This is a genomic window from Sphingosinicella microcystinivorans (assembly GCF_003634215.1).
Classification (GTDB): Bacteria; Pseudomonadota; Alphaproteobacteria; order Sphingomonadales; family Sphingomonadaceae; genus Sphingosinicella; species Sphingosinicella microcystinivorans.
The window spans coordinates 1,183,783-1,204,311 of record NZ_RBWX01000007.1; the positions used below are offsets into that span (position 1 = coordinate 1,183,783).

At 64.0% G+C, this 20,529-nt stretch carries 18 protein-coding genes; 13 read left to right on the top strand and 5 right to left on the bottom strand.

Annotated features, from left to right (window positions below; genetic code table 11):
• Position 1 precedes the first annotated feature (1 nt).
• From DFR51_RS05735 to odhB, 7 genes are all read left to right on the top strand, one after another.
• Positions 2–433: a PaaI family thioesterase gene (locus DFR51_RS05735; protein WP_121048022.1), complete on the top strand. Its 432-nt coding sequence runs from the start codon at positions 2–4 to the stop codon at positions 431–433.
• Positions 430–1,545: a cell division protein ZapE gene (gene zapE / locus DFR51_RS05740; RefSeq protein WP_121048023.1), complete on the top strand. Its 1,116-nt coding sequence runs from the start codon at positions 430–432 to the stop codon at positions 1,543–1,545. The genes DFR51_RS05735 and zapE overlap by 4 nt, the downstream gene beginning before the upstream one ends.
• Positions 1,546–1,704: 159 nt before the next feature.
• On the top strand, positions 1,705–2,667 hold the full coding sequence (gene mdh, locus DFR51_RS05745; RefSeq protein WP_121048024.1) for a malate dehydrogenase: 963 nt from the start codon (positions 1,705–1,707) through the stop codon (positions 2,665–2,667).
• A gap of 9 nt (positions 2,668–2,676) precedes the next feature.
• Positions 2,677–3,876, top strand: coding sequence for an ADP-forming succinate--CoA ligase subunit beta (sucC, locus tag DFR51_RS05750; protein WP_121048025.1), 1,200 nt, complete (start codon positions 2,677–2,679; stop codon positions 3,874–3,876).
• Between the two features lie 4 nt (positions 3,877–3,880).
• Positions 3,881–4,756, top strand: a complete 876-nt coding sequence (gene sucD / locus DFR51_RS05755) for a succinate--CoA ligase subunit alpha (protein WP_121048026.1) — start codon at positions 3,881–3,883, stop codon at positions 4,754–4,756.
• A 95-nt stretch (positions 4,757–4,851) separates the two neighbouring features.
• Positions 4,852–7,740: a 2-oxoglutarate dehydrogenase E1 component gene (locus DFR51_RS05760; RefSeq protein ID WP_121048027.1), complete on the top strand. Its 2,889-nt coding sequence runs from the start codon at positions 4,852–4,854 to the stop codon at positions 7,738–7,740.
• A 9-nt stretch (positions 7,741–7,749) separates the two neighbouring features.
• The gene (odhB, locus tag DFR51_RS05765; protein WP_121048028.1) at positions 7,750–8,928 is read left to right on the top strand and encodes a 2-oxoglutarate dehydrogenase complex dihydrolipoyllysine-residue succinyltransferase; all 1,179 of its coding nucleotides are present in this window, start codon (positions 7,750–7,752) and stop codon (positions 8,926–8,928) included.
• 3 nt (positions 8,929–8,931) lie between these two features.
• Here the strand turns inward: odhB and DFR51_RS05770 are convergent, their stop codons facing one another.
• Positions 8,932–9,726 (bottom strand): putative 2OG-Fe(II) oxygenase, encoded by a 795-nt coding sequence (locus tag DFR51_RS05770; protein WP_121048029.1) that lies wholly within the window; start codon positions 9,724–9,726, stop codon positions 8,932–8,934.
• 140 nt (positions 9,727–9,866) lie between these two features.
• Here DFR51_RS05770 and lpdA point away from each other — a divergent pair, with 140 nt between their 5' ends.
• Positions 9,867–11,261, top strand: coding sequence for a dihydrolipoyl dehydrogenase (gene lpdA / locus DFR51_RS05775; RefSeq protein ID WP_121048030.1), 1,395 nt, complete (start codon positions 9,867–9,869; stop codon positions 11,259–11,261).
• 23 nt (positions 11,262–11,284) lie between these two features.
• Here lpdA and DFR51_RS18725 read toward each other — a convergent pair whose 3' ends face one another.
• Together DFR51_RS18725 and sppA are read right to left on the bottom strand one after the other, a co-directional pair.
• Positions 11,285–11,686, bottom strand: coding sequence for a hypothetical protein (locus DFR51_RS18725; protein ID WP_126494727.1), 402 nt, complete (start codon positions 11,684–11,686; stop codon positions 11,285–11,287).
• A gap of 87 nt (positions 11,687–11,773) precedes the next feature.
• Positions 11,774–13,654 carry a signal peptide peptidase SppA gene (gene sppA / locus DFR51_RS05785; RefSeq protein WP_121048032.1) on the bottom strand — a complete coding sequence of 627 codons (1,881 nt, stop codon included), beginning with the start codon at positions 13,652–13,654 and terminating at the stop codon, positions 11,774–11,776.
• A 198-nt stretch (positions 13,655–13,852) separates the two neighbouring features.
• Between sppA and groES the strand changes: the two genes are divergently transcribed.
• Both groES and groL read left to right on the top strand, forming a co-directional pair.
• A complete protein-coding gene (groES, locus tag DFR51_RS05790) occupies positions 13,853–14,140 on the top strand; it encodes a co-chaperone GroES (protein WP_121048033.1) in 288 nt (95 codons plus the stop codon).
• A gap of 46 nt (positions 14,141–14,186) precedes the next feature.
• Positions 14,187–15,830, top strand: a complete 1,644-nt coding sequence (gene groL / locus DFR51_RS05795; RefSeq protein WP_121048034.1) for a chaperonin GroEL — start codon at positions 14,187–14,189, stop codon at positions 15,828–15,830.
• Between the two features lie 150 nt (positions 15,831–15,980).
• Here the strand turns inward: groL and DFR51_RS05800 are convergent, their stop codons facing one another.
• Together DFR51_RS05800 and DFR51_RS05805 are read right to left on the bottom strand one after the other, a co-directional pair.
• Entirely contained in the window at positions 15,981–16,286 is a 306-nt protein-coding gene (locus DFR51_RS05800; protein ID WP_121048035.1) for a hypothetical protein, read from the bottom strand.
• A gap of 338 nt (positions 16,287–16,624) precedes the next feature.
• On the bottom strand, positions 16,625–17,506 hold the full coding sequence (locus tag DFR51_RS05805; RefSeq protein ID WP_121048036.1) for an MlaA family lipoprotein: 882 nt from the start codon (positions 17,504–17,506) through the stop codon (positions 16,625–16,627).
• A 116-nt stretch (positions 17,507–17,622) separates the two neighbouring features.
• On the opposite strand from DFR51_RS05805, the gene DFR51_RS05810 reads away from it, so the two are divergent.
• The 3 genes from DFR51_RS05810 to DFR51_RS05820 are packed head-to-tail and all read left to right on the top strand — an operon-like array spanning position 17,623 to position 20,527.
• Entirely contained in the window at positions 17,623–18,570 is a 948-nt protein-coding gene (locus DFR51_RS05810) for an ArsR/SmtB family transcription factor (protein ID WP_121048037.1), read from the top strand.
• Positions 18,567–19,484 carry a methylenetetrahydrofolate reductase gene (gene metF, locus DFR51_RS05815; protein WP_121048038.1) on the top strand — a complete coding sequence of 306 codons (918 nt, stop codon included), beginning with the start codon at positions 18,567–18,569 and terminating at the stop codon, positions 19,482–19,484. Before DFR51_RS05810 ends, metF begins: the two co-directional genes overlap by 4 nt.
• Positions 19,481–20,527: a homocysteine S-methyltransferase family protein gene (locus DFR51_RS05820; RefSeq protein ID WP_121048039.1), complete on the top strand. Its 1,047-nt coding sequence runs from the start codon at positions 19,481–19,483 to the stop codon at positions 20,525–20,527. Before metF ends, DFR51_RS05820 begins: the two co-directional genes overlap by 4 nt.
• The last annotated feature ends 2 nt before the right edge of the window (positions 20,528–20,529 follow it).

Here is a 20,529-nt window from a genome sequence, read left to right on the forward strand (position 1 = left end):
GATGCCGAGCATAGAGATTGCGGACGGGCCGTTCAAAGGCTGGCGCCGCTGGAGTCAGCTTGACGCGGACAGTTTCCAGAGTCTGGTCGGGCCGGTCTACTTCCGTGCCGGCGCGGACGGCAGCGTCGAGTGTCGCTCTCCTACGGAGACGAAGCATCGCAACAATCAGGGCCGCTTGCACGGCGGCTATGTGACGACGTTCATCGATATGGCGCTGTTCGCGATCGCCGCACCCGCGCTTACCGCGCACCGGGCCGTGACCCTGACGCTGAACACGGAGTTCCTTGGGGCCGGTGTTCCGGGCATGGATATCTATGCGACCGGTGAGATCACGCGTGAAACCGGCAAGCTTATCTTCCTGCGCGGTCTCGTGACGCAGGACGGGCCGATCGCTTCGTTCTCCGGCGTTTTGAGGAAGGTTGCGCCGCGTTGAGCGTTGTCGAGGCGTACAGCGCGTTGATCGCGGCGAATGAGCTGAAGGCCGATCCTGATCAGGCGGCTGCTGCCGCGCGACTCGGCACGCTCGAGGCGGAGCTTCGTGCGGGGCCGCCGAAAAGCGGCTTGCTTTCCCGCCTGTTCGGCAAGTCCGAGGACACGCCGCGCGGCATTTACATGTGGGGCGCGGTCGGGCGCGGCAAATCGATGCTGATGGACCTCTTCTACGAGGCTGCGCCAGCGATCCCCAAACGTCGTGTCCATTTCCATGCCTTCATGCTGGAGGTCCACGCCGCGCTTCACAAATGGCGCGAGCGCAGCGTCGACGACCCGATCCTGCGGGTTGCCGACGATATCGCGAAGGGTGTGCGCCTGCTGGCTTTCGACGAGCTTCAGGTGACGAACGTTGCTGACGCGATGATCCTTTCGCGCCTGTTCACAGCGATTCTCGATCACGGCGTTACGATGGTCGCAACCTCCAACAGGCCGCCGCGTGACCTTTACAAGAATGGCCTCAGCCGCGAGCTTTTCCTGCCCTTCATCGATCTTATCGAACGCGAACTGGACGTCGTGAGCCTGAATGGGCCGACGGACTACCGGCTCGACCGGCTCGCAGGGATGCCGACCTATTACGTTCCGAACGGTCCCGAAGCGACCGCGGCACTCTCCGAAGCCTTCTTCCGCCTCACCGACTATCCGCCGGAGGACCGCGCCCACGTCCCTACCGAGACGATCGATGTGGGCGGCGGGCGAACGCTTCATGTCCCGAAATCGCTGAAGGGTGTCGCTGTCTTCTCGTTCAAGCGTCTGTGCGGGGAGGCGCGGGGGGCGGCGGATTATCTTGCGATCGCGCAGCGCTATCACACCGTTATCATCGTCGGTGTGCCGAAGATGGGGCCGGAGAAGCGCAACGAGGCGACGCGCTTCGTGGCGCTGATCGACGCGCTTTATGAGTACCGGGTCAAGCTGCTGATGGGCGCCGACGCGCATCCCGCCGAGCTTTATCCGGCCGGTGATTTTGCCTTCGAGTTCGAGCGCACCGTTTCGCGCCTGATGGAGATGCAGTCCGCCGACTACATGGCAGAAGGGCACGGCGTAAGGACCGCCTGAAGCCCGGCTTATTTGCTGCGTTGCACACACGGACAAGAATTTTGCGCAGCGCGGATTTTTACGAATGGTTGCAGCGCCGCGAATCAGGGGCTATCGGGATCGCGTTTTCGCCGGTCGTCCGGTCGGCGTTCCACGCATCGCCTTCAGTGAGAGAGACCCATGGCACGCAATAAAATTGCTCTGATCGGCGCCGGGATGATCGGCGGCACGCTCGCACATCTCGTCGGAATGAAGGAACTGGGCGACGTCGTCCTGTTCGACATCGCGGAAGGGATGCCCAAGGGCAAGGCCCTCGATCTTGCTCAGTCGGCCCCGGTCGAGGGCTTCGACGCGCGCCTGAAGGGCACCAGCGACTACGCCGATATCGCAGGCGCGGACGTCTGCATCGTCACCGCTGGCGTGCCGCGCAAGCCCGGCATGAGCCGCGACGACCTGCTCGGCATCAACCTGAAGGTCATGAAGGCCGTGGGCGAGGGCATCAAGGCACACGCGCCGAACGCCTTCGTGATCTGTATCACCAACCCGCTTGACGCCATGGTCTGGGCGCTGCGCGAGTTCTCGGGTCTTCCCGCGAACAAGGTCGTCGGCATGGCCGGCGTTCTCGATTCGGCGCGCTTCCGCCACTTCCTCGCTGAAGAGTTCAACGTCTCGGTCGAGGACGTCACCGCCTTCGTGCTCGGCGGCCACGGCGACACGATGGTGCCGGTCGTTGAATATTCGACCGTCGCGGGCATCCCGGTGCCGGACCTCATCAAGATGGGCTGGTCGACCCAGGAGAAGATCGACGCGATCGTGGCGCGCACGCGTTCGGGCGGCGGAGAGATCGTCGGGCTGCTCGGCAACGGCTCGGCCTACTATGCGCCCGCTTCCTCGGCGATCGCGATGGCCGACTCCTACCTCAAGGACAAGCGCCGGCTGCTGCCGTGCGCGGCGTTCCTCTCGGGCGAATACGGCGTCAAGGACCTGTATGTCGGCGTTCCTATCATCATCGGTGCGAACGGCGTCGAGAAGATCGTCGAGATCGAGCTGAAGGGCGAGGCCAAGGCCAACTTCGACGTGTCGGTGAACGCGGTGAAGGAACTGATGGACGCCTGCCGCAACCTCGATAGCTCGCTGAAATAAGGATCGCTAATGAACATCCACGAGTATCAAGCCAAGCAACTGCTGGCGAAGTTCGGCGCGCCGATTTCGGCCGGTTTCCCGGCCTTCACCGCTGATGAGGCCGAGGCGGCTGCGAAGCAGCTTCCCGGACCTGTCTATGTGGTGAAGTCGCAGATCCACGCCGGCGGGCGCGGCAAGGGCCGCTTCAACGGTCTCGGCGCCGATGCCAAGGGCGGCGTGCGCGTCGTGAAGTCGGTTGAAGAGGTGAAGTCCAACGCTGCCGAGATGTTGGGCCGCGTGCTCGTGACGCATCAGACGGGCGATGCCGGCAAGCAGGTGAACCGCCTTTACATCGAAGCGGGCGCACCGATCGCCAAGGAATATTACCTCTCGCTGCTCGTGGACCGCGCCGTCGGCCGTGTCGCTTTCGTGGTTTCCACGGAAGGCGGCATGGATATCGAGGAAGTCGCCGAGCACACGCCGGAGAAGATCCACACCATCCGCATCGATCCGGCTTCGGGCTTCATGCCGCACCACGGCCGCGGCGTCGCGGCGGCGCTGAAGCTGGAAGGCGACCTCGCCAAGCAGGCGGCGAAGCTCGCGCAGCAGCTGTACACGGCGTTCAAGTCCACCGACGCTTCGCTGCTCGAGATCAACCCGCTCGTCGAGACGACGGACGGCAAGCTCATCGTGCTTGACGCCAAGATGGGCTTCGACGGCAACGCGCTGTTCCGCCACCCGGACATCATGGAACTGCGCGACCTCACCGAAGAAGACGCGATGGAGATCGAGGCGTCGAAGTACGACCTCGCCTACGTGAAGCTGGACGGCAACATCGGCTGCATGGTGAATGGCGCGGGCCTCGCCATGGCGACGATGGACATCATCAAGCTGAACGGCGCGGAGCCCGCCAACTTCCTCGACGTTGGCGGCGGTGCCACCAAGGAAAAGGTGACAGCGGCGTTCAAGATCATCCTCAACGACCCGGCGGTCGAAGGCATCCTCGTCAACATCTTCGGCGGCATCATGCGCTGCGACATCATCGCGGAAGGCATTGTTGCGGCGGCACGCGAGGTGAACCTCTCGGTTCCGCTCGTCGTTCGCCTTGAAGGCACGAACGTCGAACTCGGCAAGCAGATCCTTGCCGACAGCGGCCTGCCGATCGTCAGCGCCGACAACCTCGGCGACGCGGCGAAGAAGATCGTGGCGCAAGTGAAGAAGGCGGCCTGACCCAATGAGCATTCTCATCAACAAGAACACCAAGGTTCTCTGTCAGGGCCTCACTGGCGCGACCGCGACGTTCCACACCGAAGCCGCGATTGCTTACGGCACCAAGATGGTCGGCGGCGTGGTTCCGGGCAAAGGCGGCCAGGAGCATCTCGGCCTCCCCGTGTTCGGCACGATGCGCGAAGCGATGGACGTGACGAAGGCGGACGCCAGCGTCGTATACGTGCCGCCGGCGTTCGCGGCGGACTCGATCCTCGAAGCCATCGAGGCGGAAGTACCGCTCATCATCTGCATCACGGAGGGCATTCCGGTGCTCGACATGGTGCCGGTGAAGCGCGCGCTCTCGGGTTCCAAGTCGCGCCTCATCGGTCCGAACTGCCCCGGCGTGCTGACGCCGGACGAGTGCAAGATCGGCATCATGCCGGGCTCCATCTTCAAGAAGGGTTCTGTCGGCGTCGTCTCCCGCTCCGGCACGCTCACCTATGAAGCGGTGCACCAGACGACGGCGGTCGGCCTCGGCCAGACGAGCGCGGTCGGCATCGGCGGCGATCCGGTGAACGGCACCAACTTCATCGACGTGCTGGACTTGTTCCTGAACGACCCCGACACCAAATCCATCATCATGATCGGTGAAATCGGCGGCTCGGCCGAGGAAGACGCGGCCGAGTTCCTGAAATCGCACCCGATCAAGAAGCCGATGGTGGGCTTCATCGCGGGACGCACCGCCCCGAAGGGACGCACCATGGGCCACGCCGGCGCCATCGTTTCGGGCGGCAAGGGCGGCGCCGAGGACAAGATCAAGGCGATGGAATCGGCGGGCATCGTCGTCTCCCCGAGCCCGTCCGAACTCGGCACCACGCTCGCGAAGGTGCTCGGCAACTAAACGTGGCAGAATTGTCAAGTTTTTAGGTGCTTTTTAGGAAGGTCCTGCGTAGGGAGGCGCGCAGGATCTTCCGCACGCCAGGAATGACAGGAACCATGGGTTTCGAAGGCCAGCCTCCCTCCGCTCTCGAAGGCGTCTCCGCCTCCTTCGTTGAATCTCTTTATCGGCAGTATTCAGCCAATCCGGCGTCGGTCGACCCGGAATGGCAGCGGCACTTCGCGGGATTGGAAAGCGTTGCTTCCGGGCCGTCTTGGCAGCGTAAAGGCTGGCCGGACACGGCGACCGACGATCTGACGGCAGCGCTCGATCCGATGCAGATGACGCCGGAGCTGAAAGTGCCGGCGGCTAAGAAGGGCGGGGCTGTCGCAGCGCCGTCCGCCGAAGCGATCCGGCAGGCCGCGGACGATGCGATCCGCGCCATGACGTTGATCCGCACGTACCGCGTGCGCGGGCACCTCGCGGCGCAGCTCGATCCGTTGGGCCTGGCCGAGCGCCCGTTCCCCGAGGAACTGACCCCGGAATATCATGGGTTCACCGGAGACGCGCTGAACCGCACGGTTTATCTGGGCGGCGTGATGGGTTTCGAGGAAACGACGATCACGGCGCTCGTTGCGGTGCTGAAGCACAATTACTGCGAGCATGTCGGCGTAGAGTACATGCACATCAATGATCTGGAGGAGCGCCGCTTCATCCAGGAGCGGATCGAAGGCCGCAACGCCGAGATCCACTTCACGGATGCGGGCAAGAAGGCGATCCTCAACAAGATCATCGAAGCCGAACAGTTCGAGAGCTTCCTTGGCCGCAAGTATGTCGGCACCAAGCGTTTCGGCCTTGACGGCGGCGAGGCGATGGCGCCTGCGCTGGAAAGCGTCATCAAGTACGCGGGCGCTGGCGGCGTGAAGGAAATCGTGATCGGCATGGCGCACCGCGGGCGCCTGAACGTGCTCGCGAACGTGATGCAGAAGCCGTTTCAGGCGATCTTCCACGAGTTCGCGGGCGGCTCATCGAACCCCGACGATGTCGGCGGCTCGGGCGATGTGAAGTACCACCTGGGCACCTCGACGGACCGCGATTTCGACGGTCACCCCGTCCACCTCTCGCTGACGCCGAACCCCTCTCACCTTGAAGCGGTGAACCCGGTCGTGCTCGGCAAGGTGCGTGCGGCGCAGGCACTGCGCGGCGACGTCGAGCGCGACGAGGTGCTGCCGCTGCTACTGCACGGCGATGCGGCGTTCGCAGGGCAGGGCATCATCGCCGAATGCCTCGGTTTCTCGGGCCTCGACGGCTACAACACCGGTGGCACCGTTCACTTCATCATCAACAACCAGATCGGCTTCACGACGAGCCCGCAGTTCGCGCGCTCCTCGCCTTATCCGTCGGACGTGGCGCGGACGGTGCAGGCGCCGATCTTCCACGTGAACGGTGACGACCCCGAGGCCGTGACCTTCGCCACGAAGGTCGCGACCGAGTTCCGCCAGAAGTTCAACCGCGATGTCGTGATCGACATGTGGTGTTATCGCCGCTTCGGCCACAACGAGGGTGACGAACCGGGCTTCACGCAGCCGCTGATGTACAAGGTCATCAAGGGCAAGCCCAAGGTCAGCGAAGTCTATGCAGGCCGACTGATCGCCGAAGGCGTGATCGACGAGGCGTGGGTGGAAGGCGCGACGAAGGCCTATGTCGACCGGCTCGACAAGGATTTCGAGGCGGCGCCGGGTTACAAGCCCAACAAGGCGGACTGGTTCGAGGGGCGCTGGGAAGGTCTCGGCCGTCCGGCTGACCCTGAAACCGCGCGCCGTGCGGCCGACACCGGCGTGCCGATGGACCGCCTCGAGGCGGTGAAGAAGGTACTTACCACCGTTCCCGAGGGGTTCTCGATCCATCCCACGCTGAAGCGCGTCGTCGCCGCGCGCGGCGAGACGATCTCGGCGGGCGAGGGTATCGACTGGGCAACGGCCGAGGCGCTCGCTTTCGGCACGCTGTTGCAGGACGGTTTCGGCGTACGTCTCTCGGGCCAGGATTCCGGGCGTGGCACGTTCAGCCAGCGTCATGCGGTGTGGGTCGATCAGAAGACCGGCGGTAAATACGTCCCGCTGCAGCACATGGACGCGCGCTTCAAGGTGTTCGACTCGCCGCTCAGCGAGTTCGGTGTCCTTGGCTTCGAATATGGCTATGCGCTCACCGACCCGAAGACGCTCGTGCTTTGGGAAGCGCAGTTCGGCGACTTCGCGAACGGCGCGCAGGTGATTATCGACCAGTTCATCGCGTCGGGCGAGATCAAATGGCTGCGGGCGAACGGCCTCGTCATGCTGCTGCCGCACGGCTACGAAGGGCAGGGGCCGGAACACTCCTCGGCTCGTCTGGAGCGCTATCTCCAGCTTTGCGCCGAAGACAATATGCAGGTCTGCAACATCACAACCCCGGCGAACTACTATCACGTGCTTCGCCGCCAGATGCTGCGTCCGTTCCGGAAGCCGCTGATCATCATGACGCCGAAGTCTCTGCTTCGGCACAAGTCGGCGGTCTCGCGGATCGAGGAGTTCAGCGGCGACTCGCACTTCATGCGCATCAAGTCGGACACGAACCCGCCTGCGGATGACAAGATCGAACGGCTCGTGCTGTGTTCCGGCAAGGTCTACTATGACCTGGCCGAAGCGCGCGACGCGGCGGGCGACAAATCCACCTCGATCGTTCGCATCGAGCAGATTTATCCGTTCCCGCTCGAAGCGCTCGTTGTGCGCATGAAGCGGATGAAGAAGCTTAAGACTGTCGTGTGGGCTCAGGAAGAACCGAAGAATGCCGGCAGCTGGGGCTTCGTGCGTTCCTATCTCGAATGTGCGCTCAAGGAAGCCGGTGTGAAGACCGAGCCGGTCTATGCGGGCCGTGCGGCGGCCGCGGCGACTGCGACCGGTCTTGCCAAGCGGCACGCTGCCGAACAGAAAAAGCTCGTGGCGCAGGCGCTCGGCCACGATATCGAAGGTTGAGGAGAGGTCATGGCTATCGACGTCGTTATCCCCGCGCTTGGTGAATCGATCACCGAAGCCACTGTCGGCGAGTGGCTGAAGAAGCCCGGCGACGCCGTGAAGGCGGATGAGCCGATCGTCAGCCTCGAGACGGACAAGGTCGCGGTCGAAGTGCCTGCGCCTTCCGCCGGCGTGCTCTCGGAACAGCTTGCCGCCGTGGGCGACACGGTGAACGTCGGCGCGGTGATCGCGCGCCTCGAAGCGGGCGCCGCCGCTGCCGCGCCGAAGACGGATGCGAAGGCTGCCGAACCCGCCAAGGCTGCTGCGCCCGCGAAGGCTGATGCCAAGCAATCACCTGCCGTGACTGTCGCGCTCGCCGAGACCGGCGTCGATGCTGCGAGCGTGCAGGGCACCGGCAAGGACGGGCGCCTCACCAAGGGCGACGTGCGCACCGCCGCTGCCACCCCTGTCGCCGCTCCGGCTGCGTCCGCGGCGCCTGCCGCCGGCGGGCGTCAGGAAGAGCGCGTGCGCATGACGCGCCTGCGCCAGACCATCGCGCGCCGTCTCAAGGAAGCGCAGAACACCGCCGCGATGCTCACCACGTTCAACGACGTCGACATGACGGCGGTGATGGAGGCGCGCGACCGCTACAAGGACATGTTCGAAAAGAAGCACGGTGTCCGCCTCGGCTTCATGAGCTTTTTCACCAAGGCCTGCTGCCTTGCGCTGAAGGACGTGCCTTCGGTCAATGCCACGATCGAAGGCGACGAGATCGTCTATCGCAACTACGCAGACATCGGCGTCGCGGTGAGCTCGCCGGGCGGGCTCGTCGTGCCGATCCTGCGCAATGCCGATACGCTCTCCTTCGCGGAGACAGAAAAGGCGATCGGCGACTTCGGCCGCCGCGCGCGTGACGGCCAGCTGAAGATCGAGGAACTGCAGGGCGGCACGTTCACCATCTCGAACGGCGGCGTGTTCGGCTCGCTGCTCTCGACGCCGATCCTCAACCCGCCGCAGTCGGGCGTGCTCGGTATGCACCGCATCGAGGAACGTCCCGTAGTGCGGGATGGCCAGATCGTCGTGCGCCCGATGATGTACCTCGCGCTCAGCTACGATCACCGCCTGATCGATGGCCGCGAAGCGGTGACCTTCCTCGTCCGTGTCAAGGAAGCGCTGGAAGATCCCACCCGGCTGGTGCTCGACCTCTAGGGTCTAAAAGGTCTCGTCCACGTCGATATCGAAGCCCGGGGGCGCACCTTCCGGGCTCTGGTCCCAGCTGCCGCGCAGGCGCGCGAGCGGACGCATCAGCCATGGCATGTTGCGCCACATGAAGCCGGGACGGTGCGTCCAGTAACGTGAGCGTTCCAGCCACGGGCTATGGAAGTTCATGGCGATCGAAACGCGCTCGTTGTCGCCATCCTGGGGCTCGACGCGATGGGAAACCCAGGACGGCCACATCAGCATCTCGCCGTCTGAAGGCGCGTAGCGAAAGCTGCGCCGCGATGCGGACTTCAACGTCTGTACGCCGCTCCACAGGTCTTCAAATACGATTGCGCCGCCTTGATCCGTCGTGGAGGGCGCGCCCGACACATAGTAGCACGCCGACCAGTTCCAGTTCAGCATCACATGATCGTGCGCCTTGTTGTAGGCGCCGGGTGGATTGACGTTGGCCCAGGCGTCCATGCGCCATTGCATTGGGGCTGGCTGCTGTTCGCCCTGCCGCCATTGCGCGGTCGCGTCCGTCGCGCGTGCCGCCGCCCAGCGTGTCAGCATCTGCGTCGCGCGGTCTTGCCAGCCGGGCAGGTCGCGCTTTGAGTGCCATCCGCCGATATTCGTGCGCTGCATGCCGTTCGATTTGCGCCGCCGCTTTTCGATCGCGGCAAGGATTTCTGCCTGCCAGTATTCCGCCTCTTCCCAACGAAAAATGAGTAGCGGCGCCGCGAACAGGTTGACCTGGCTCGCGACGTTCGAGGCCGAATTGCGATTGATGAACTCGATACGTGTCACGCCAGCTGCACACCCCCGTTGCGACTCGATGAAATTCGTTTCGCAAGCATTATCATTTCATGTCCGCTTCTAAATCGCTACCCACTGCGTTAAGAGCGGCTCCAATCCGTGACTCCCACATAGAACAGGCAAGGTTGACGATGGCTGAAGAGTTCGACGTGATCGTGATCGGTGCAGGCCCCGGTGGTTACGTCGCCGCCATTCGGGCCGCGCAGAACGGGCTGAAGGTCGCCTGTGTCGAAAGCCGCGAAACACTGGGTGGCACATGCCTCAACGTAGGCTGCATCCCCTCGAAGGCGCTTCTCCACGCTTCGGAACTCTATGCACACGCGGCGGACGGCAGCCTTGCGAAGTTCGGCGTCGAAACCGCAGGCGTGAAGCTGAATCTGAATGCCATGCTGGACGAGAAGCTTGCCGCAGTGAAGGGCCTGACGGACGGCATCGCCTTCCTGTTCAAGAAGAACAAGGTGACGTGGCTGAAGGGCCGCGCGCGCTTCACGGGCAAGTCGACCGTCGATGTGGGCGGCACCGCCTATACGGCGAAGTCGATCGTGATCGCGACGGGTTCGTCTGTAACCCCGCTGCCGGGTGTCGAGATCGATCAGAAAGTTGTTGTCGATTCCACCGGCGCGCTGTCGCTGCCGAAGGTGCCGAAGCACCTTGTCGTCATCGGCGGCGGTGTGATCGGCCTTGAGCTTGGCTCGGTGTGGATGCGCCTTGGCGCGAAGGTCACGGTCGTCGAGTATCTCGACCAGATTCTTCCCGGCATGGATGGGGATGTGCGCAAGGACATGGCGCGCCTGCTGAAGAAGCAGGGCATGGAGTTCCGCACCAGCACCAAGGTGACGGGCGTGAAGGTCGCCAAGGGCACGGCCGCCGTAACGGTGGAGCCCGCCGCAGGCGGAACTGCCGAAACGCTGGAAGCAGATGCTGTGCTCGTTTCGATCGGCCGCCGCCCCAACACCGAAGGGCTCGATCTCGACAAGGCGGGCGTGGTGCCGAATGCGCGCGGCCAGATCGAGGTCGGCCACAAGTTCGAAACGGCTGTGGACGGCATTTACGCGATCGGCGACGTGACGCCGGGGCCGATGCTCGCGCACAAGGCCGAGGATGAGGGCCTTGCGGTTGCCGATTTCCTCGCGGGCCGCGTTGGCTATGTGAACCACGATGTGATCCCGGCGGTCGTCTACACGATGCCGGAAGCTGCGAGCGTCGGGAAGACCGAGGAGGAGTTGAAAGCGGCGGGCGTCGCAGTCAATGTCGGCAAGTTCCCGTTCGCGGGCAACAGCCGCGCCAAGACCAATCGCGACACCGACGGCTTCGTGAAGGTGATCGCCGACGCGGCCACGGACCGCGTGCTGGGTGTTCACATTGTCGGGAGCTTGGCCGGTACGATGATTGCGCAGGCAGCGCAGGCGATGGAGTTCGGCGCCTCAAGCGAGGATATTGCGCTTACCTGCCACGCGCACCCGACGCATTCGGAAGCGCTGAAGGAAGCGGCGATGGCCGTGGAAGGCAAAGCGATCCACGTGTGATGGCGGGCTGACGGCGATTCGCTTCAGCGCAGCGAAAGCGTCGATTGCTTGCGATCTTCGCCGCGCGCTTCGGCGACGTTGCGCCAGGCGTCTTTACGCGCCTCGGCGAGGCAGATCGAATGCTCGACGCTGCCCAGCCGTTCGTCACGGCAGCTTTGCTTGACGCTTGCGTCGATGCGGGTGTGCACGCTGGGATCGGCGAGCCGCCCGTTCTGGTCTTTAGGGGCAGCTTTGGCCGGGAAACCGGTAAGCAGGAAAGCTGCAACCACCGGCACCAGCAGCACCGCGCCAACGGTTATGCGTAGAGACTGGCTCACGTCCTCTGTCCTCGTCCATTCTTCCCCAGCCCCTCGCGGCACCATCACCGCATGTGCGGCCTCATACGCCAGACCCGCTCCGTAATATTGTACGGATTCGACAAACATCTTCCTAACGTCGATGAAAATGTCACACTGTGGCGCGCAGCCTACAGCGGTGCGCGGATGCGCCTAGGCGCGGCCCATGGCGACCGATCAGCGAAGCAGCCACTTCAGCCATGCAGGCGGCGGCGCTTTCGCTGTCGCTGATACGGGGCGCAATCCTGCGCAAGCGATGCAGCGCGCCTGCATCGAGGGGCCCGAGGCGATCGCGCTGGTTTCCGCAAGCGTCGACAGGTTCTTCAGCTGCTGTACGCGCGCAAGGCGTGTAAGCGCATCGGGCGGCGCAGTTTCGCCTCTGTCGCTGCTGAAGAGGCTATTCAACACTTGCAGCGGGATGGGCGGGGCAACCTCGACATCCACGGTACGGATCGCTCCAGGCTTCAGTCCGGCACGCTTCGCAGCAGCATCCACTGCGGCATCGAGACCGCCGAAATGATCGACCAGCTTCAGTTGCCGCGCGGTGCCACCGTCCCACACGCGTCCCTGACCGATGGCGTTGACGCGTTCGACGGGAAGCTTCCGGGCAGCGCCGACGATCCGCATGAAGCGCGCATACATGTCCTCCACCGAGGCCTGCAGCAGCGTCCCGACTTCTGGTGTGATACCGTCGAGCACGTCGGGCGCGCCGGAGAAAGGGGTGCTCTTCACGCCGTCTGCGTTGATGCCGAGTTCGGCGAGCGTACGCTGAAAGGTCGGGATGATCGCGAACACGCCAATCGAACCGGTGATCGTGGATGGCTGTGCATAAATCTCGTCAGCGGCCGTTGCGATCCAATAGCCGCCGCTCGCTGCGACCGGGCCGAATGAAGCGACGACGGGCAGACCCTGCGACTTCGCAGTCATCAGCGCCTCGCGAATCTGTTCCGACGCTGTGACCGAGCCGCCAGGGGAATCGATGCGCACAACGAGCGCCTTGATGCTGTCGTCGGTAAGCGCCTCGTCGATAAGGCCTGCGATCGTCTGTCCGCCCGCCGTGCCTGACGGCGCCTCGCCGTCGACGATCTCACCGGAGACATAGACGATACCGACGGCATCACCGCCGCCCATCGACCCTGCACCGCTATGTGCATAGTGATAGTCGGCAAGCGCGATGCCGTTGAAGCCGCCCGGCGCGCCATCGTCTCCGCTTCCCACGACCTTCGCGAGCATCTCGCCGAACGCGACGCGCGTGCCGATGTGATCGACCATGCCGCCCTTGAGCGCGGCCTGCGCGAAGCCGCCGCCCGACGCGGAGAGCAGGCGGGGGAGGGACTGCATGTAGGTGCGGACATCGGCGCTTTTGCGGCGCGTCGAGACGTCCGTCATCCAGGTTTCCCAGAGGCTGTCGACGAGCGCCTGATCGGCGGCCTTCGCCTCGGGCGAGCCTTCGGTGCGCGTGAAGGGCTCGACCGCCGACTTGAAGGTGCCCACGCGGAACACGTTGACATCGACTTTCAGCTTGTCGAGCGCGTCCTTGAAATAGAGGCCCGACCCGCCGGGGCCGGTGAGCAGCACCGCGCCGAGGGGCGCGAGCCATACCTCATCGGCGTGCGCGGCGAGGTAGTAGCCGTCGTCAAGGTAAGCGGAGGAGAAGGCGTAGACCTTCTTGCCGCTGGTTTTGAACGCGGTGAGCGCGGAGCCGATCGACTGCAGGTTCGCAAGGCCGCCGCCCCAGAAGCCATCAAGATCGAGGACCAGCGTTTTGACACGCTTGTCCTTCGCGGCCGCGTTGATCGCGTGGATCACATCCGCAGCCTCGGTCTCGCCGGGGAGGCTGGGGCCGCCCGTCAGCATCGCGAGCGGATCGGGGTCCGTGGCCTGATCGACGACATAGCCGTCGATATTGAGCACGAGCGCGCCGCCTTCCGGCACGTTGACCGGAGCCGAACCTTGCCTGAGCGCGAGGAACGCAAACAGCAGCAGCAACAGGAAAAGGAGCGCCAGCGCATCCTTGACGCCAACCAGAAATCGCCAGAAACCGCGCAGGATCGCCATGGTGCTTCCTTAAATGGGCTGAGCCGGTGTAGCGGCAAGGGGCTTGAAGGCCAAGGATAGCCCCCACCGGGTTACAAAAAAATTCACATGGCCACCGTTGACACCCCAGGGGGTGAGGCACATATCCCATCGCGTTAGCACTCACTGCGTGTGAGTGCTAATATCCGAATTCGAAACTTGAACGAGAGGGTGACACGAATGGGCTTCCGTCCTCTGCACGATCGCGTGCTGGTCCGCCGCATCGAGGCTGACGAAAAGACCGCCGGGGGTATTATCATCCCGGATACCGCCAAGGAAAAGCCGCAGGAAGGCGAAGTCGTCGCCGCCGGTGCTGGCGCCAAGAACGAAGAGGGCAAGGTTTCGCCGCTCGACGTGAAGGCGGGTGACCGCATTCTGTTCGGCAAGTGGTCGGGCACCGAAGTCAAGGTCAACGGCGAAGACCTGCTCATCATGAAGGAAAGCGACATTCTCGGCATCGTCAGCTGAGAACGCGCTTTTTTCGTTTCAGATCCCAGGGAAAGGGTAGTCAATCATGGCAGCCAAAGACGTAAAATTCGGCCGCGACGCGCGTGAGCGCATCCTTCGCGGCGTGGATATCCTCGCCGATGCGGTGAAGGTCACGCTGGGGCCGAAGGGCCGCAACGTCGTCATCGACAAGAGCTTCGGCGCTCCGCGCATCACCAAGGACGGTGTGACGGTCGCTAAGGAAATCGAGCTCAAGGACAAGTTCGAGAACATGGGCGCGCAGATGCTGCGCGAAGTGGCCTCGAAGACCAACGACATCGCCGGCGACGGCACGACCACCGCAACGGTGCTCGCCCAGTCGATCGTCCGTGAGGGCATGAAGTCGGTCGCGGCCGGCATGAACCCGATGGACCTGAAGCGCGGTATCGATCTCGCTGTCGGCAAGGTCATCGAGAACCTCGCTTCGCGCTCCAAGGCGGTCGCGGGCTCCGACGAGATCGCCCAGGTCGGCACGATCTCGGCGAACGGCGACACCGAAGTCGGCAAGATGATCGCGGAAGCGATGGAGAAGGTCGGCAAGGAAGGCGTGATCACCGTCGAGGAAGCCAAGGGCCTCACCAGCGAGCTGGAGACGGTCGAAGGCATGCAGTTCGACCGTGGTTACCTGTCTCCGTACTTCATCACGAACCCGGAGAAGATGCAGGTCGAACTCGACAATCCGCACATCCTGATTCACGAAAAGAAGCTTTCGAACCTTCAGGCCATGCTGCCGATCCTTGAAGCCGTGGTGCAGAGCGGTCGTCCGCTCCTCATCATCGCCGAGGACATCGAGGGTGAAGCGCTTGCGACGCTCGTCGTCAACAAGCTGCGCGGCGGCCTCAAGGTCGCGGCTGTGAAGGCGCCGGGCTTCGGCGATCGCCGCAAGGCGATGCTGGAGGACATTGCGATCCTGACCAACGGTCAGATGATCAGCGAAGACCTTGGCATCAAGCTCGAAAACGTCACGCTCGGCATGCTTGGTCAGGCCAAGAAGGTCACGATCGACAAGGACAACACCACGATCGTCGATGGTGCCGGTGACGGTGAGCAGATCAAGGGCCGTGTCGAGCAGATCCGTGCCCAGATCGAGACGACGACCAGCGATTACGACCGCGAGAAGCTCCAGGAGCGCCTTGCCAAGCTCGCCGGCGGCGTTGCCGTGATCAAGGTCGGTGGTGCCACCGAAGTCGAGGTGAAGGAGAAGAAGGACCGCGTCGACGACGCGCTGCACGCCACGCGCGCGGCCGTTGAAGAGGGTATCGTCCCTGGTGGCGGTACGGCACTCCTCTACGCGACCAAGGCGATCGAAGGCCTCTCGGGCGCCAACGACGACCAGACCCGCGGCATCGACATCATCCGCCGCGCGCTGCAGGCGCCGGTTCGTCAGATCGCGCAGAATGCCGGTCATGATGGTGCCGTCATCGCGGGCAAGCTGATCGACGCCAAGGATGAGAAGCTCGGCTTCAACGCGCAGACCGACACCTACGAAGACCTGGTGAAGGCCGGTGTCGTCGATCCGACGAAGGTCGTGCGTACCGCGCTGCAGGATGCTGCGTCGGTCGCTGGCCTGCTCATCACCACCGAGGCGACGATCGCCGAGCTGCCGGAAGACAAGCCTGCGCCTGCCGGCATGCCGGGCGGCATGGGCGGCATGGGCGGCATGGACTTCTAAGTCCAGCCATCCACAGTCAAAGGAAAGGCCGTCGGGGCGACCCGGCGGCCTTTTTCTTTTCCATCACCAATCCAGATCGATGACGGACAAAAAGAAACGGGCCGCATCCGAAGATGCGGCCCGTTCTTTTTCCGAACTGTTCAGTAAATTTTACTGAGCAGCTTCCGTCGCGGCGTCAGCAGCGGCGTCGGCAGCGCCGGCAGCGGCGTCAGCAGCCGTAGCAGCGGCGTCGGCGGCACCAGCAGCGGCGTCCGCAGCAGCGTCGGCCGTCGCGTCAGCAGCGGCGTCCATTGCAGCGTCCGTCTCGGCGACGGCGGCATCAGCAGTAGCAGCAGCGTCTTCAGCCGCGGCATCCGCGGTCGCGTCGGCGGCGTCTTCGGTCTTCTCGCTGCAAGCGGCGAGGCCGAGGCCGGCGACGAGCGCGAGAGCTGCGAAACCCTTGGTAACATTGCGCATCGACTTGTTCCCCTAGAACAGTTTGTATTGACCCTGCGCCCAATAATGGGAGCGGCGCGGATTGTCACGGAAAACCTTGTCTTAGGGAAGAGGTTTGATGCTGCCGTGCAAAATATTTTTGTGAAAAACTGCTGCCATCCGGTGGGTGTTGCAGTTGTCCGGGCTTAATGTCTTGTAAAACAATAGATATTCTCAGGGGTGATCCCCGGGGGGTCAGGCGCGGCAATCTGCCCACGTCATGCCGAGGCCCTCCCAAATGGCGCAGGTATCGGATTCGGCAGGATAAATTCCGTATACGAAGACCGCCGAGCGCGATTCGCGACCCGCATCGGCACCCTCTACGGCGTAACGGTTTTGGGCTCGGGTTGGGCCGGGTCTGCCTGGGGTGCGGGCGTTTTGTCTGCCGGGGGCGCGGGTGCGTCGGCAGGGTCGGATGCGGCGGCACTGTCGCTCGGGGCAGCGTGCGGTGTCTCGTCGTCGAAGGTCGGCGTGAAGTTGTCTTCGGGCGGATCGCCATCATAGATGTCGTGCAGGCGCTGCTGGAGATAAGCGGCGCGGACCGTTGCGTACTCATCGAGCGCGGTGGCGAGCAGAGGGTCTGCCGTATCGACAAGGCGCGAGCGCAGATCGATCGCTTCGCCCGCCGTGACGCCGAGCCGTTCGGTACCGTTCAGGCCGGCAACATGCTTCTGGAACTTGGACCAGGGATCCGTCACCGTATCGACGCCGAAGCCGACGGTGTCGCGAAGCGTCGAGGGGCCGAGCAGCGGCAGCATGATATAAGGCCCCGATCCGACGCCCCATGCTGCGAGCGTTTGGCCGAAATCCTCCTCCTGCTTTGGAAGCCCCATTTCGGTTGCATGGTCGAACAGGCCCGCGAGGCCGAACGTCGAGTTGATCATGAAGCGGTCGACGGCGCGGAAGGCGACCTTGAATTTGCCCTGCAGCACTGCGTTGATGAACGACAGCGGCTCGTCGACATTGTCGAGCGCATTCGAGACGCCGCGCCGGGCGACGCCGGGAACGACCGCGCGGTAGCCTTGGGTCACCGGCTTGAGGACGACCGTGTCGACGCCCTTGTTGAACTTGTAGATTGCCCGGTTGGTCTTTTCGAAGCGGTCGAGCTCTGCCTCTGACACCCCGCCTGGTGTTGTAACGCAGCCGGCGAGAAGTGGGGCAGCAGCGAGAAGGGCGAAGAGTGAGACGGTGCGTGCGGTCATGGGGCTTCCCGGATAACGCTGGGCGACAAGGCGCGGAACCTAGAGTTCCGGTATGGGCTGTGACAACGTATTTCGTTCATTGACCGCATATAAAGAAATCTTTATATCCCTTCTTCATGCAGCCTGCGCTCGACCTTTTCCGCGCTCTCGCCGATCCGTCAAGGCTTCGGATCATGGCGCTCGTGCGATCGATGGAGTTGTCGATCGGCGAACTTGCCGAGGTTCTGGGGCAATCGCAGCCGCGCGTCTCGCGGCACGTGCGCATTCTTGCCGAGGCGGGGCTTCTCGTGCGGCACAAGGAAGGCGCCTGGGTTTTCCTCCGGATCGAAGGTGCGGGCCTCGCGGGTGAGGTCGGCGGGCTTCTGGACCGTATGATGGACGGCAGCCCTGCCGTCGCGGAGGACGCGCAGCGGCTCGACGAGATTCGCACGCGCCGCGTTGCCGAGATGCACAGCTATTTCGATGCTCACGCCGAGGGCTGGGACGGCATTCGTTCGATGCATGTCTCCGACGGTGAGGTGGAAGCCGCGATCCTGCGCGCGCTCGCGGCGCGCCCCGTAGGCTATCTGCTTGATATCGGTACGGGAACCGGGCGGATGCTGGAACTGCTCGCGCCCGGATCGCAGGGCGCGATCGGTGTCGATCGCAGCGCGGACATGCTCCGCGTCGCGCGCGGCAAGCTGGAAGCCGCGCGTCTCGGTCACTGCGAGGTGCGGCAGGCCGATATGTACGCGCTGCCGCAGGCGGACGGCAGCATCGACACCGTGCTGCTGCACCAGGTTCTGCACTATGCGGACAATCCCGCGGCGGCGATCGCGGAGGCGGGGCGCGTGCTCGCACCGGGCGGGCGGCTGCTCGTGGTCGATTTCGCGCCGCACACGCTTGAGGAACTGCGTTCGAATCATGCGCATACGCGCCTGGGCTTCGCCGACGAGGCGGTGCTTGGCTGGATGCGCGAAAGCGGCCTTGAAGGCCGCGTTGTTGATCATCTGAAAGGGGGGACGTTGACCGTCAGCATCTGGCTTGGGGAAAAGACCCCGCTCGCGAAAAGGAAAGCGGCATGATTCTGACGCTCGACCAGATGACGGAAGCGCAGAACGCTGTCCGCCAGCCTCTTTTCGCGGATCTCAAAGGGGACATCGGCGTCTCGTTCGAATTCTTCCCCCCGAAGACGGAGAAGATGGAAGAAACGCTGTGGGACTCGATCAAGGCGCTTGAGCCGCTCCGGCCCCGTTTCGTCTCCGTTACCTATGGCGCGGGCGGTTCGACGCGCGAACGCACGCACGCCACGGTCTCGCGCCTCGTGCGCGAAACGACGCTGACGCCCGCCGCGCATCTGACCTGCGTCGACGCCTCGCGCGGGGAGATCGACGATGTCGCGCGCGCCTATTGGGATGCAGGCGTCCGCCATATCGTCGCGCTGCGCGGTGACCCGCCGCGGGCGGGCGAGCGCTTTGTGCCGCGCGCGGATGGCTACGAAAACGCCGCCGCGCTCGTCGAAGGGCTCCGCCGCGTCGCGGATTTCGAGATCAGCGTCGCCGCCTATCCGGAAATGCACCCGGAAGCCGCGAGCATCGCGCAGGATCTCGATAATCTGAAGCGCAAGCTGGACGCGGGCGCACACCGCGCCATCACGCAATTCTTCTTCGAGCCGGAGACCTATTTCCGCTTCCGCGACCATGCGGCGGCGGCAGGCCTGAATGCCGAAATCGTGCCGGGCATCTTGCCGGTCAGCAACTTCGCGCAGACGAAACGCATGGCCGAGATGTGCGGCACGGCGATTCCCGGCTGGATGGGACGGCTGTTCGACGGCCTTGAGGAGCGGCCCGCCGCGCGCGGTCTTGTCGCCGCCACGGTTGCCGCCGAATTCTGCCGTCGCCTCTATGCGGGCGGGGTTCGCGAATTCCACTTCTACACATTGAACCGCGCGGATCTCAGCTATGCGATCTGCCATATGCTTGGAAAGCGTGCGGCATGACGAACGCAGCGGAAAGACTTCGCGCCGAGGCCGCGAAACGCATCCTCATCAATGACGGCGCCTTCGGCACGGCGATCCAGACCTATGGGCTGGATGAGGCGGCGTATCGGGGCACCTACGATCTTGGCCACGATCAGAAGGGTAACAACGACCTTCTGGTTCTGACCCGCCCGGACATCGTGCGCGCGATCACGCGCGGCTATGTGGATGCGGGCGCGGATATCCTGGCCACCAACACCTTCAATGCGAACCGAATCAGCCAGGCGGATTACGGCGCCGAGCACCTTGTGGCGGAGATGAACCACGCCGCTGCACGCATCGCGCGCGAGGAAGCGGATGCCGCGACCGCGCGGGACGGAAAGCCCCGGTTTGTCGCGGGTGCCATCGGGCCGACGAACAAGACTCTGTCGCTGTCACCCGATGTGAACGACCCCGGTTTCCGGGCGGTGTCGTTCGACGAGGTGAAAGACGTTTACAAGGAACAGGCCGAAGCGCTGCTCGATGCGGGTTCGGATTTCATCCTCATTGAAACGATCTTCGACACGCTGAACGCCAAGGCCGCGATCATGGGCATCATCGAACTCGGCGAGGCGCGCGGCGCGCGCATCCCGATGATGATCTCCATGACGATCACAGACATGTCGGGCCGAAATCTCTCGGGCCATTCGGTCGAGGCGTTCTGGTATGCCGTGCGCCATGCCGAGCCGGTGACGATCGGGCTCAACTGCTCGTTCGGCGCGAAGGAACTCCGCCCGCACGTGCAGGCGCTGTCGCGCATCGCCGATACGCTGGTGATGATCTATCCGAACGCAGGTCTTCCGAACGAGCTCGGCCAGTACGACGAGGCGCCGGACACCACGGGCGGCATGATCCACGAATGGGCCGAGTCCGGGCTCATCAACATCGTCGGCGGCTGCTGCGGCACGACAGCTGCGCACATCGCCGCGATGGCGAAAGCCGTCGAGGGCCTGCCGCCCCGCGCCATTCCGCACCCCGAACCGGCGATGCACCTCGCCGGGCTTGACGCTTTCACACTCGCCTGAAC

Excerpts from the sequence above, each read along its gene's own strand:
- groES (WP_121048033.1), top strand. The coding sequence starts at position 13,853 with ATGGGCTTCCGTCCTCTGCACGATCGCGTGCTGGTCCGCCGCATCGAG.
- sucD (WP_121048026.1), top strand. The coding sequence starts at position 3,881 with ATGAGCATTCTCATCAACAAGAACACCAAGGTTCTCTGTCAGGGCCTC.
- DFR51_RS05820 (WP_121048039.1), top strand. The coding sequence starts at position 19,481 with ATGACGAACGCAGCGGAAAGACTTCGCGCCGAGGCCGCGAAACGCATC.
- DFR51_RS05810 (WP_121048037.1), top strand. The coding sequence starts at position 17,623 with ATGCAGCCTGCGCTCGACCTTTTCCGCGCTCTCGCCGATCCGTCAAGG.
- mdh (WP_121048024.1), top strand. The coding sequence starts at position 1,705 with ATGGCACGCAATAAAATTGCTCTGATCGGCGCCGGGATGATCGGCGGC.
- DFR51_RS05735 (WP_121048022.1), top strand. The coding sequence starts at position 2 with ATGCCGAGCATAGAGATTGCGGACGGGCCGTTCAAAGGCTGGCGCCGC.
- DFR51_RS18725 (WP_126494727.1), bottom strand. The coding sequence starts at position 11,686 with ATGTTTGTCGAATCCGTACAATATTACGGAGCGGGTCTGGCGTATGAG.
- groL (WP_121048034.1), top strand. The coding sequence starts at position 14,187 with ATGGCAGCCAAAGACGTAAAATTCGGCCGCGACGCGCGTGAGCGCATC.
- odhB (WP_121048028.1), top strand. The coding sequence starts at position 7,750 with ATGGCTATCGACGTCGTTATCCCCGCGCTTGGTGAATCGATCACCGAA.
- DFR51_RS05760 (WP_121048027.1), top strand. The coding sequence starts at position 4,852 with ATGGGTTTCGAAGGCCAGCCTCCCTCCGCTCTCGAAGGCGTCTCCGCC.
- DFR51_RS05800 (WP_121048035.1), bottom strand. The coding sequence starts at position 16,286 with ATGCGCAATGTTACCAAGGGTTTCGCAGCTCTCGCGCTCGTCGCCGGC.
- sppA (WP_121048032.1), bottom strand. The coding sequence starts at position 13,654 with ATGGCGATCCTGCGCGGTTTCTGGCGATTTCTGGTTGGCGTCAAGGAT.
- metF (WP_121048038.1), top strand. The coding sequence starts at position 18,567 with ATGATTCTGACGCTCGACCAGATGACGGAAGCGCAGAACGCTGTCCGC.
- lpdA (WP_121048030.1), top strand. The coding sequence starts at position 9,867 with ATGGCTGAAGAGTTCGACGTGATCGTGATCGGTGCAGGCCCCGGTGGT.
- sucC (WP_121048025.1), top strand. The coding sequence starts at position 2,677 with ATGAACATCCACGAGTATCAAGCCAAGCAACTGCTGGCGAAGTTCGGC.
- DFR51_RS05805 (WP_121048036.1), bottom strand. The coding sequence starts at position 17,506 with ATGACCGCACGCACCGTCTCACTCTTCGCCCTTCTCGCTGCTGCCCCA.